This window comes from Streptomyces sp. NPDC057136 (genome assembly GCF_042670885.1).
Taxonomy (GTDB): Bacteria; Actinomycetota; Actinomycetes; order Streptomycetales; family Streptomycetaceae; genus Streptomyces.
The window spans coordinates 100,387-112,458 of record NZ_JBHUUV010000017.1; the positions used below are offsets into that span (position 1 = coordinate 100,387).

9 protein-coding genes and 2 tRNA genes are annotated in these 12,072 nt (G+C 70.3%); 2 read left to right on the forward strand and 9 right to left on the reverse strand.

Going from position 1 to position 12,072, the window contains the following annotated elements:
• Positions 1–17: 17 nt before the first annotated feature.
• The 3 genes from ACFT7S_RS21270 to leuS all read right to left on the reverse strand — a co-directional run bounded on the left by ACFT7S_RS21270 (position 18) and on the right by leuS (position 4,749).
• Entirely contained in the window at positions 18–863 is an 846-nt protein-coding gene (locus tag ACFT7S_RS21270) for a DegV family protein (protein ID WP_382734156.1), read from the reverse strand.
• 126 nt (positions 864–989) lie between these two features.
• Positions 990–1,751: a hypothetical protein gene (locus ACFT7S_RS21275; protein WP_382734158.1), complete on the reverse strand. Its 762-nt coding sequence runs from the start codon at positions 1,749–1,751 to the stop codon at positions 990–992.
• 124 nt (positions 1,752–1,875) lie between these two features.
• The gene (gene leuS / locus ACFT7S_RS21280; protein WP_382734160.1) at positions 1,876–4,749 is read right to left on the reverse strand and encodes a leucine--tRNA ligase; all 2,874 of its coding nucleotides are present in this window, start codon (positions 4,747–4,749) and stop codon (positions 1,876–1,878) included.
• A 440-nt stretch (positions 4,750–5,189) separates the two neighbouring features.
• Here leuS and ACFT7S_RS21285 point away from each other — a divergent pair, with 440 nt between their 5' ends.
• The gene (locus ACFT7S_RS21285) at positions 5,190–6,470 is read left to right on the forward strand and encodes a hypothetical protein (protein WP_382734163.1); all 1,281 of its coding nucleotides are present in this window, start codon (positions 5,190–5,192) and stop codon (positions 6,468–6,470) included.
• On the forward strand, positions 6,467–8,041 hold the full coding sequence (locus ACFT7S_RS21290; RefSeq protein ID WP_382734166.1) for an NADH-ubiquinone oxidoreductase-F iron-sulfur binding region domain-containing protein: 1,575 nt from the start codon (positions 6,467–6,469) through the stop codon (positions 8,039–8,041). Before ACFT7S_RS21285 ends, ACFT7S_RS21290 begins: the two co-directional genes overlap by 4 nt.
• 54 nt (positions 8,042–8,095) lie before the next feature.
• On the opposite strand, the gene ACFT7S_RS21295 is transcribed toward ACFT7S_RS21290, so the two are convergent.
• From ACFT7S_RS21295 to ACFT7S_RS21320, 6 genes are all read right to left on the reverse strand, one after another.
• A tRNA-Ala gene (locus ACFT7S_RS21295) sits at positions 8,096–8,168 on the reverse strand.
• A gap of 107 nt (positions 8,169–8,275) precedes the next feature.
• Positions 8,276–8,509, reverse strand: a complete 234-nt coding sequence (locus ACFT7S_RS21300; protein WP_124268198.1) for a hypothetical protein — start codon at positions 8,507–8,509, stop codon at positions 8,276–8,278.
• 379 nt (positions 8,510–8,888) lie between these two features.
• Positions 8,889–8,961: transfer RNA gene (locus tag ACFT7S_RS21305), tRNA-Ala, on the reverse strand.
• Between the two features lie 115 nt (positions 8,962–9,076).
• Positions 9,077–9,730: a histidine phosphatase family protein gene (locus tag ACFT7S_RS21310; RefSeq protein ID WP_382734267.1), complete on the reverse strand. Its 654-nt coding sequence runs from the start codon at positions 9,728–9,730 to the stop codon at positions 9,077–9,079.
• On the reverse strand, positions 9,727–10,182 hold the full coding sequence (gene rsfS / locus ACFT7S_RS21315) for a ribosome silencing factor (protein WP_382734169.1): 456 nt from the start codon (positions 10,180–10,182) through the stop codon (positions 9,727–9,729). Before rsfS ends, ACFT7S_RS21310 begins: the two co-directional genes overlap by 4 nt.
• Before the next feature lie 102 nt (positions 10,183–10,284).
• The gene (locus tag ACFT7S_RS21320) at positions 10,285–12,066 is read right to left on the reverse strand and encodes an LCP family protein (protein WP_382734172.1); all 1,782 of its coding nucleotides are present in this window, start codon (positions 12,064–12,066) and stop codon (positions 10,285–10,287) included.
• Positions 12,067–12,072: the final 6 nt, after the last annotated feature.

Sequence of the window (12,072 nt, forward strand, 5' to 3'; positions counted from 1 at the left end):
AGATCAGCGCGGCGAGATCACCGCGGCGAGATCACCGCTCCGAGCAGCCCCGGCCCGGTGTGCGCCCCGATCACCGCACCCACCTCGCTGACATGCAGATCCACCAGGCCCGGCACCCGCTCACGCAGCCGCTCGGCCAGCCGTTCCGCCCGGTCCGGGGCGGTCAGATGGTGCACGGCGATGTCCACGGCACCCGCCCCCGCCCGCTCCACCACAAGCTCCTCCAGCCGGGCGATCGCCTTCGAGGCCGTCCGTACCTTCTCCAGCAGCTCGATCCGGCCGCCGTCCAGCTGTAGCAGCGGCTTCACGGCGAGCGCGGACCCCAGCAGCGCCTGTGCGGCGCCGATGCGACCGCCCCGGCGCAGATAGTCCAGCGTGTCGACATAGAAATAAGCGGATGTGGCCGCCGCCCGCTTCTCCGCGGCGGAGACCGCATCGTCCAGGCTGCCGCCCGCCTCAGCGGTCTCCGCCGCGGACAGAGCACAGAACCCCAGGGCCATGGCGACCATGCCGGTGTCCACCACACGTACGGGCACGGGTGCGTCCTTGGAGGCGAGCAGCGCGGAGTCGTACGTCCCCGAGATCTCGGCCGACAGATGCAGGGACACAATGGCCGTCGCCCCGGCCTCGGCCGCTGCGCGGTACGCGGCGGCGAAAACTTCGGGACTGGGCCGGGACGTCGTCACGGAGCGGCGCTTCTGCAGCGCGGCGGCCAGCGAGCGGGCCGAGATCTCCGTGCCCTCCTCCAGAGCCTGATCACCCAGGACGACGGTCAGCGGCACCGTGATGATGCCGTGCCGTTCCATCGTCTCGGGCGGCAGGTAGGCCGTTGAATCGGTGACGATCGCGACATGGCGGGACATGAGCCGGAGGTTACCTTCCGGGGTGGGGGTGCAGCAGCCCGGCCCCAGGACTTCGCACCGTCCAGAAGCCGCCCACAGCGCGGCCGACCTGGGCCGACCCGTTCAGTTGCTCGATCAGTTGGTCGATCAGTTGGTCGTTTCCGGCCTTGCCGACTTCTGCCACGGGTAGTCGGCCGCGCGCCTCGGGTCCGCGGCCGCGATCGCCTGCGGCGCGTCCGCACCGCCCGGTCCGGACGCACCGGGCCGACCCCCCTCGCCATCACCGTGCCGCGCCCGCGTCGGCGTCTGCGTCTGCGCCTGCGTCGACGGCTGCATCGGCGTCTGCGTCGGCATCGACGGCTCCTCCACCGTCCAGTGCCGCAGCGCCCCCGCCTCCACGTCGATCTGCGCGTTCAGCGTGTCCAAGTCGTCGTCGGCGAACTGCCGGGCCCGGTCGCGCGCCGCCCACCGCAGCGACTCCGCCGAGTGCGTGATCCGCTCGGTGCGTTCCTTCAGGCCCGGCAGCAGCGAAGCCACCGTCGTCCGGTCCGGTTCGCGCTCCAGCCGCTTCAGTTCGTCGTCGAGCTCACGGCCGTGCACACTCAGCCGCTCGAACAGCCCCAGCGACTCCGAGAGGGACGCGTCCTCCGCCACCCCGGCGTGCAACGCGTCCTGCGTGGCCCGCATCGACGTACGCAGCGTGAGCCGCAGTTGTGCCAGCTCGCCCGGCACACCCGGCTGCCCGTAGCTCTTCGCCCGGAGCGTGGTCTCCTCCACGGTGCGGCGTGCCTGCGTGATCGTACGGTCCACTCCGCGCCGCGCGGCGCCGACGACCTTGATGCCCGCGTACACGCCCAACGCCACGAACGCGACGAAGAGCAGCGCCAGAATCGTGATCACGGCTTCCATGAGCGCCCCTCGATGTCCGATTCGGCTGCCGGTGTGCCGGTCGCCACTCCTACCGTAAACGGAACAGGCAGGCCAGGGGTTCCAACGGAACCCCCAACCTGCCCGTAGGGGAAAGCCCCGACCGTCACGCAGGGACGATGTTGACCAGCTTCGGTGCGCGCACGATCACCTTGCGGATGCCTGCCCCGCCCAGCGCCGCGACGACGCCTTCGTCGGCCAGTGCCAGCGCTTCCAGTTCCTCGTCCGTGATCGACGGCGAGATCTCCAGGCGGGCCTTGACCTTGCCCTTGATCTGCACGACGCAGGTCACGGTCTCGTCCACGACGTACGCCGGGTCGGCGACCGGGAAGTCCTGGTGCACGACGGACTCCGTGTGGCCCAGTCGGCGCCACAGCTCCTCCGCCACGTGCGGCGCCAGCGGCGCCACCAGCAGCACCAGCGACTCGGCGACGGACCGCGACAGCGGGCCGCCGGCCTTGGTCAGGTGGTTGTTCAGCTCGGTGACCTTGGCGATGGCAGTGTTGAACCGCATGCCCGCCATGTCCTGGCCGACCCCGTCGATGGCCTTGTGCAGCGCACGCAGTGTGTCCTCACCGGGCTCCGTGTCCACGACGGTGACCTCGCCGGTCTCCTCGTCCACGACGTTGCGCCACAGCCGCTGCAGCAGGCGGTACTGGCCGACCACGGCACGCGTGTCCCAGGGGCGCGAGACGTCCAGGGGACCCATCGCCATCTCGTACAGACGCAGCGTGTCCGCCCCGTACTCGCCGCAGATCTCGTCGGGCGTCACGGCGTTCTTCAGGGACTTGCCCATCTTGCCCAGGACGCGGCTGACCTTCTCGCCCTCGTAGTAGTACGCCCCGTCGCGCTCCTCGACCTCGGCGGCCGGGACCGCGATGCCGCGGCTGTCGCGGTAGACGAACGCCTGGATCATGCCCTGGTTGTACAGCTTGTGGAACGGCTCGACGGACGAGATGTGTCCCAGGTCGTGCAGCACCTTGGACCAGAAGCGGGCGTACAGCAGGTGCAGCACGGCGTGCTCGGCACCGCCGACGTACAGGTCGACGCCGCCGGTCGGCTGCCCCTCGCGCGGGCCCATCCAGTACTGCTCGATCGCGGGGTCGACCAGCTTCTCGCCGTTGTTCGGGTCCAGGTAGCGCAGCTCGTACCAGCAGGAGCCCGCCCAGTTGGGCATGGTGTTGGTCTCGCGGCGGTACTTCTTCGGACCGTTGCCGTCACCCAGATCCAGCGTGACGTTGACCCAGTCGGCGTTGCGGGACAGCGGGGTCTCGGGCTGGGTGTCGGCGTCCTCGGGGTCGAAGGTGCGCGGCGAGTAGTCCTCGACCTCCGGCAGCTCCAGGGGCAGCATCGACTCGGGCAGCGGGTGGGCGATGCCCTCCTCGTCGTACACGATCGGGAAGGGCTCGCCCCAGTAGCGCTGACGGCTGAACAGCCAGTCGCGCAGCCGGAAGTTGACGGTGCCCTCACCGACGCCGTGCTCCTTCAGCCACTCGGTGATCTTCGCCTTCGCGTCGACCACACCCAGACCGTCCAGCGAGATCTCGTCGTTCGCCGAGTTGACCAGCTTCGCCTCGTACGAGGCGAAGGCGTCGTCCCAGGTCGTGGTGTCCGTGCCGCGGTCGTCCGAGGGCTCGACGACACAGCGCATCGGCAGCTCGAAGGCGCGCGCGAAGGCGAAGTCGCGCGCGTCGTGCGCCGGTACGGCCATGATCGCGCCGGTGCCATAGCCCATCAGGACGTAGTCGGCGATGAAGACGGGCACCTTGTCGCCGCTGACCGGGTTGGTCGCGTAGGCGCCGGTGAAGACACCGGTCTTGTCCTTGGCCTCGGCCTGCCGCTCCACGTCCGACTTGGCGGCGGCCTGCTTGCGGTACGCGGTGACGGCCTCGGCCGGGCTGGCGTGACCACCCGTCCACACCGGGTGCGTGCCCTCGGGCCACGCGGCGGGGATGATCCGCTCGACCAGCTCGTGCTCGGGCGCCAGCACCATGTAGGTGGCACCGAACAGGGTGTCCTGGCGGGTGGTGAACACGGTGACGGCACCGGCGCCGTCGACCGGGAAGTCGACCCGCGCGCCTTCCGAGCGGCCGATCCAGTTGCGCTGCTGCAGCTTGATGGCCTCGGGCCAGTCCAGCCCGTCCAGGTCGTTCAGCAGCCGGTCGGCGTAGGCGGTGATGCGCATGTTCCACTGGCGCAGCTTGGCCTTGAAGACCGGGAAGTTGCCGCGCTCGGAGCGGCCGTCGGCCGTCACCTCTTCGTTCGCCAGGACGGTGCCCAGCCCCGGGGACCAGTTGACGGGCGCGTCCGAGGCGTACGCCAGGCGGTAATCGCCCAGGACGTCGGCGCGCTCGGCGGCGTTCAGCGCGCTCCAGCCACGGCCGTCCGGGGTGGCACGCGAACCGCTCTCGAACTGTGCGACCAGCTCGGCGATCGGGCGGGCCCTGTCGGCCTCGCTGTCGTACCAGGAGTTGAAGATCTGCAGGAAGATCCACTGCGTCCACTTGTAGTACTCCGCCTCGATCGTCGCGAACGAACGGCGGTTGTCGTGCCCCAGGCCCAGCCGGCGCAGCTGGACCTTCATGTTCTCCATGTTGGCCTCGGTGGAGGCCCGCGGGTGCGTCCCGGTCTGCACGGCGTACTGCTCCGCGGGCAGGCCGAAGGCGTCGAAGCCCAGGGTGTGCAGGACGTTGTGGCCGGTCATGCGCTGGTGGCGGGCGTAGACATCGGTGGCGATGTAACCCAGCGGGTGGCCCACGTGCAGACCCGCACCCGAGGGGTACGGGAACATGTCCATGATGAACTTCTTCGGCTTGGCGGCCAGCTCCGGATCGCCCGCCAGGTCACCGCTCGGGTTCGGCGCCTCGTACGTCCCCTGGGCGTCCCAGAAGTCCTGCCAGCGTGCCTCGATGTCGGCGGCCATCGCCGCCGTGTAGCGGTGCGGCGCAGCTGTCTCGGCTGCGGTATTCGTCTCGCTCATGATCCTCAAAGCTCCATCGATCGTCATCTGCCGGCGCCCACGTCTACGGACACGTCTACGGAAACGAAAAATCCCCTCGCACAGGAGGGGACGCCGCGCCGAGTCCGACCAGGCATTCTCACCGGTCGGGAGTGATCAGCGCGGCTCGCTAAGCAGAAGGCGTACGGCACGCATGGCGTCAGGGTACCGCACAGGCCCGGAGCCCGGCCGGGTACCGCCGGTCCCTGGACAGCAGGCACGGACGGAACGTCCGGGAAGCGGGGGTTACTCCGCGTACCTACCTCTATCGGGGCAACCGTGCAATCCCCGTACTGGCCGGTATGGAGCGTCCTAGCATGCCGCAACGGGACCGCTTTGCCGAACCATTCGGAGTCGCCCCAATGAACCCTCATCGCAAGATCCGCTCATCCCCCACAATGAGCCCCGGAATGAGCCGCCCCATGCAAGGGGGACTGACTGTCGCCCTGCTGGTCCTCATCCCGCTGCTCGCCGTCGCAGGGAGCGACGACTTGCGCGCCACGTTCGACTTCACCACCGGCGTCCTTTCCCTGGTGTCGCTCACCGCTACCGTCGCCTGGGGCCTGCTGGCCACCGACCGGTTGTTCCTCTCCACCCGTCAGCGGCTGCTCGCCCAGGGCATCCACCGGGCCACCGCCGTGGCCTCGCTCGGCTTCCTCCTGCTGCACGTCACCGTGAAGGTGGCGCTCGGCCACGTGGCGCTCATAGGTGCCCTCATACCGTTCGGCCTCGGCGTGCGCGGCACAGCCGGCCTCATCGGCTTCGGCTCGCTTGCCGGACTCCTGATGATCGTCGCCGCCGCGACCGGCGCCCTGCGCAGCGCCTTCGCCCACCCGTCCCCCGCCACCGGCCTGCTGGGGAACTCGCTGCGCTCCCCCCTGAGCGGGGGCCGGTTCGCGAGCCGCTGGCGCGCTCTGCACGGGCTGGCCTACCCCGCCTGGTGCTCGGCACTGATCCATGGCCTGTACGCCGGCCGGGCGGCCGCTACCTGGGTCGTCGTGATGTACGGCCTGTGCCTGCTCGCGGTGGCTGCGGCGCTCTGCCTGCGGCTGCTCCCGCCCCCGGCGAAGCGCCGGATCGCCGCCCGGATCACCGCGCTGATCAGCCCCGATACGCTGCCGGCCGAGCCGGATCCGGATGTGCGCTCCGCCCCGCTGCCCGGAACGGGACGCGCACCGTCCCCCGACGCTCCCGGACGGTTCGAGCCGATGTGGAACGATCCCGACCGCGAGGTGCGGGGCGTTCCCGTCCGCCCCCGGACCCTCCCGGCGCCCTCCCCTCCCCTGTACGAGGCCCCGCCGCGCAGCTCCGAGCGGCTCGGCGGGGGGCCGCCGGCTGCGGAGGCGCCGCTCAAGGGACCCGGGATCGCCGCCGCGTACCGGGCCGTCTCCCTCTCCGCCGAGCCGCCACCGGCCCAGCCGGGTGGCCGCTGGCCCACACCGTCCCCGGCACCCCCCACACAGGCGGCCCGGCCCCCGCAGGACCCCGGCCACGCCTACGCCCCCGCGCAGGAAGGCCCGTACGACGCCTTCCCGCACACCGCACCCCCGTACAGCGCAACCCCGCACACCGCATCCCCGCAAGGCACGTCCCCGTACAGCGCCACCGGCGATACGGCCCGCCTCGCCGGCCCCCTGCCGGGGCCGCTCTATCCGCCACCCGCCGGAGAACCCTGGCACGCACCCGCTGGAGACCGACCGTGAACGTCCCCCTCCCCGATGTTCCCGAGGTACGTGTCGTCGGCCTGCCCCAGCTGACCAGCGGCTTCGACCTGGTGGAGCGGCTCGACCTCACCATGCATCTGAAGGTGCACGGGCCGCTCGAACCGATGACCGGCGAGCGCCTCGCCGAGCTGGCCGAAGCCATCTCCCTGTGCGGCCGCGGCGGTGCCGGCTTCCCGTTCGGTCGGAAGCTGCGCGCTGTCGCGAAGGCGTCCATCCGGCGCGGGGTCCGACCGGTCGTCGTCATCAACGGAAGCGAGGGCGAACCCGCCTGCCGCAAGGACACCGTGCTGCTCAACCGCGCCCCGCACCTCATCCTGGACGGCGCACTGCTGGCCGCCGAGGCCCTCGGTGCGCGCACCCTGGTCGTCGCGGTCACCCGTAACTCCACGGAGATATCCGTCCGGGCGGCCCTGGCCGAGCGCGGGCTGTCCGACAGACGCGGGCAGCAGCTGCGGGCCCGGGTGGTGCGCACCCCGGAGCGGATGGTCTCGGGCGAGGCTTCGGCGGTCATCCGGGCAGCGAGCGGCGGCCCTGCCCTGCCGCCGGGCCGCCGGGAGCGGGCCGCCGAGGCAGGTGTCGGCGGCGCCCCGACGCTGCTGTCGAACGCGGAGACCTACGCCCAGCTCGCCGTCGCCGCCCGGATCGGCCCCCGTCGCTACGGCCACACAGGGCTGCCCGACGAGCCCGGCACGGTCCTGCTCACCGTCTCCGGCTCCGTATCGCGCCCCATGGTCATCGAGGTGCCGACCGGCGTACCCCTGCGGTACGTCCTCCAGCTCGCCGGTGCGCCGCCCCTGCCCCAGGGCGTGCTGACCGGCGGGTATCACGGCAACTGGATCGACGCGGAGGCCGCGCACGATGCCGTCGTCTCCGTCAGGTCCCTCGCCGCGGTGGGCGGCGCACTCGGGGCCGGCGCGATCCTGCCGATCGCCCCCGGGACCTGTCCGCTCGGGGAGTCGCTGCGCATCGCGAACTGGCTGGCCGCCGAGACCGCGGGCCAGTGCGGGCCGTGCAAGCTCGGGCTTCCCGCCGCCGCCGGCGGCCTCTCCGACGTGCTGAACGGTGGCGGACCCGCTGCGCTGGCGGCGTTGCGCGAGGTGACCCAGGCGGTGAAGGGCCGGGGCGCGTGCAAGCACCCGGACGGCTCGGCACGCTTCCTGTCCTCGACGCTCTCCGCGTTCACCGACGACCTCGCCGCGCATGTCCTGGACGGCGGGTGCGGCCGGGACACCCTCGGGGTGCTGCCACTGCCCGCACCCGGCTACCAGGATCTGGAGGAGTCCATTCCGAGTGGCGGGAAACTGGCGGTCGACTGGACGCTCTGTCAGGGCCACGCTCTGTGCGCCGACATCGTTCCGGAGCTGATCCGGCTGGGCCCCGACGGGTATCCGGCGCTCGCGGACGCCGCCGTTCCGATGCATCTGCGAGGGCGTGCCGAGCGGGCCGTGCGACGCTGCCCGGCACTGGCGCTCCGTATCGAGCAGGCACCGATGGAGCGCCCCGCACTGCCGGGCGCCCAACGCAAGGCCCTGGGCAGCGGACGCGGTTGAGCGGGAACGACAAAAGAGCGGGTCATCCGATCCGGATGACCCGCTCTTTCACTGTGGAGCTAAGGAGAATTGAACTCCTGACCTCCTGCATGCCATGCAGGCGCTCTACCAACTGAGCTATAGCCCCTCGCTGCTTGCCGCCCGGTTTCCCTTGGCGACATCGAGAACATTACACGGTCCCCCCGGTCCTCCACCAAATCGTTTCCCTTCTGGGCCGATTTGCCCGATTCCTGGTCAGGCGGTGGCGAAGGAGTAGAACCGCTTGAGGGTGCAGTGCTCCTCCAGGAGCCGCCCGTAGATCGGCTCCCCCTCGAGCTCCCGGTAGGTCTCGATGGGGTCGCCTTTTATGATCAGCGCCCGCGCGCACTCCTCGCACCAGTACTGGTAGTCCGGGTTGACCGGGTCCATGTCCCGGACGATGGGCGTACCACTGCCGCACCAGTCGCACTTACGCCTGTGTGCACCCATCAGTCAGCTCCAGCTGTGGCCGCAGGCCGTGCACACGTAGGAAACCCCGCCGTTGTCGCCCAGGACCTGGGCCACTTGGGACGAACCGCAGGACGGACAGCCAAGGAGATCTCGGTCTCGGGAGGTGGGGGCAGCAGAAGAATCAAGGGGCGAGGCGGGAGGAGCGGGGGAACAGGAACGAGAGTTGGCGGCGGGCGTGACGGGCAGGTCCGGGACCTGTTCGCGACTCGCAGGCATCGCGCTCCCTCCCGATCGGTCCGTCGCCCCCTCCGGCGCTCCGATTCTGCCATGGCCCCGCAAGGGGGTCAGCCCGCTGAGGAGCCGGTCTTCCGGACAACGAAAAGATCCCGCCCCCAAACCGGGGACGGGATCTTGATTGTGGAGCTAAGGAGAATTGAACTCCTGACCTCCTGCATGCCATGCAGGCGCTCTACCAACTGAGCTATAGCCCCGCTGTTCGCTTTGTTTCCCGCGTTTCCGCGCTGCGAACAAGAAGAACTTTAGCCTGCGACCAGCCAGAAAGTGAAATCCGGCCGACGTCGCCCGGAGGTGGCCTCCGGGCAGCCGTCACACGTCGTCGCCCAGCACCGGTTCCGGCAGGGTGCCGGCGTTGTGCTCGAGCAGACGCCAGCCGCGCGCACCCTCGCCGAGGACGGACCAGCAGCAGTTCGAGAGACCGCCGAGTCCTTCCCAGTGGTGCGCCTCCAGGCCGAGCAGACGGCCGATGGTCGTCCGGATCGTGCCGCCGTGACTCGCCACGACGAGCGTGCCGCCGTCGGGCAGCTTGTCGGCGTGCTCGAGCACCACGGGGGCGGCCCGGTCGGCGACCTCGGTCTCCAGCTCGCCGCCGCCCCGGCGCACGGGCTCGCCGCGCTTCCAGGCGGCGTACTGCTCGGCGTACCGCCCGATGATCTCCTCGTGCGTGAGCCCCTGCCAGGCGCCCGCGTACGTCTCGCGCAGCGCGGCGTCGTGCGCGACCGCGAGACCGGTGACCGCGGCGAGCTCAGCCGCTGTGGCCGATGCCCTCCGCAGGTCCGAGGCGACAATCGCGTCCGGCTTCAGCGAGGCGAGCAGCCGGGCGGCCCGACGGGCCTGCCCGATGCCGTCTTCGGTGAGCTCGATGTCCGTGGAGCCCTGAAAACGGCGCTCCAGATTCCACGCCGTCTGACCGTGACGCCAGAGGACGATCCTGCGGCCCCTGCCGCTGCTGCTGCCGTTCAGTGCTGCTCACCTTCCGGGACACCGTTGAGCTGGGCTTCCGGGACACCGTTGAGCTGGGCGTGCTCGGCGGCCTTGCCGCGGGTCTTGATCGCGTCCTCGGGGAGGCCGATCTCGGGGCAGTCCTTCCACAGGCGCTCGAGCGCGTAGAACACACGCTCCTCGCTGTGCTGGACGTGGATCACGATGTCGACGTAGTCGAGGAGGATCCAGCGGGCGTCGCGGTCTCCCTCGCGGCGCACCGGCTTGACGCCGAGCTCCTTCTGCAGCCGCTCCTCGATCTCGTCGACGATCGACTTGACCTGGCGGTCGTTGGGGGCCGAGGCCAGCAGGAAGGCGTCGGTGATCGACAGCACGTCGCTGACGTCGTAGGCGATGATGTCGTGCGCGAGCCGGTCGGCGGCCGCCTGAGCGGCGGCGTTGATGAGCTCGATGGAGCGGTCCGTGGCGGTCACATGCAGGCTTTCGTCGGCGGTCAGATCAACCTCTAGGGTCTCACGGACCGCCGACAGCCCCTACGACGATCGTTCGATCGCGTCGTTTCGCTCTGTGCTTCGCTATTTGACCGTGTAGTTCTGGCCGAGTACGACGGACACATCGGCGTTCGCGGCGGGCTCGCCCTTGCGTACCGAGCTCGTCGGCAGTCCCAGCGTCTTGGCGACCTCGGTCGCCTTCGCCTTGTCCTCGGCTGTCCTGTAGAGGACCGTGGACGATGCCGCCGGGTCGCTCTTCCCGCCGTCGACGAAGGCATAGCCACCGTTGACCAGCTGCACTCTGGCCTTCTCAGGGGCATCCGTGTTCCCGGTGGCGTTCTTGATGCCCACCCGGACGGCCGCGTCCTTGTCCGGCGCCTTCACCGTCCCGCCGAGCACGTCCTTGACCACACTGGCCGTGGCCTTCTCGGTGAGGGTTCCGTCGGGCTGGACCGGCAGCAGAGCGGTCTTGTAGTCGCCGACCTTGGCGCGCCCGGCGAGCTTCGCGAGAGATGCTCCGAGGTCCCGCTCGGGCAGGGACGGGTCGAGGATCTGCCCCAGTGTCTCCACGGTGACCGTCGCGGCCTTGGCGTCCTCCGAGAGCTTGCGCAGAACACTCCGCATGACCTGACCGAACCGCAGCAGTTGCTTCGCCTCGGGCTCGTCCGGGCCGCGGTAGGTGGCGTACGCGACGGCCATCTGGCCGCTCAGCGTCTGCCCCTCTCCCTTGTTCACCAGCGGCGACGCACCCTTCTGGGCGTCGGGCACATCGGTATCGGTGTCGACCTCGACGTTGCCGACCAGCTCGACCAGATTCTCCAGGTACGGAGTGTCGAGCCGCCACGTGCCGCTGATGCGGGTGCCCAGCAGGGTGTCGATCGACTCGCTCGTCGCGCTGGACCCGTCGTCGTCGACGGACTTGCCGAGTGTGGTGGTCGAGCCGTCGTCGTTGGCGACGGCGAGCGAGTTGGGCAGCAGGACGGTGGTGCCCTGCTTTGTCGTGACGTTGTCGACGAGCAGCGCCGTGGAGGTGCCGCCCTTCTTGGTGTTGTGGAGGTGGACCACGATGACGTCCCGCTGCTGCGAACCCGCCTCCGCTGCCTTCGGCTCGTCCGATCCGGAGAGGCCGGGGATGCCGTCGGTGGCCCAGAGGTAACCCGTGCCGCCGATCACCATGAGCACCGCGACGACTATCAGGGCAACGATCCGGTTGCGGCCGCGGCGCCGTGCCTCTTCGCGCCGCTCGCTGCGGCTCTCGGTGAACTTCAGCCAGTCGATGACGTCTTCGGAGTCCTCGTCGGGCTCCTCGATGAACGAGAACTGTTCGGTGCGGTAGTCGGGAGCGGCGCGGCGCTGTCCGGGGACGACCGATTCCGGGTCGGGTTCGAACGGCCGCTCGGGCTCGGGCGGGGCCATCGCGGGAGCGGCACCCTGCTGCGGCATGCTCCACTGCTGGATGTTGGTGTCGGCCGCTGCGGGCTGCTGCCGGCCCGGGTCGTAGCCGTAGTCCCCGTAGCCACTGTCGTAGCCGTGCCCCTGGGGCTGCGAGGGCTGCCCGGGCTGGTGCTGCGGAGCGGCCTGCGGCTGCTGGGGAGTGTATGGGTCGTACTGCTGGGGCTGCTGCGGCAGCTGGGCGTACGGGTCGTATCCGTAGCCCTGATCGCTGCCCTGCCCCTGCTGACCGTGCTGGGGCTGCTGGGACTGGTGGGTCTGCTGACCCTGCTGGGTCTGCTCCGCGTACGGGTCGTACGGCTGCTGCCCCTGCTGCTGTCCCGGCTGCTGATACACCGGCTGCCCGTACTCGTCGTAGCCGACGATCTGAGGCTGCTGATAGTACGGGTCGTACGGGTTCTGTCGGTCGTTCACCGGTGC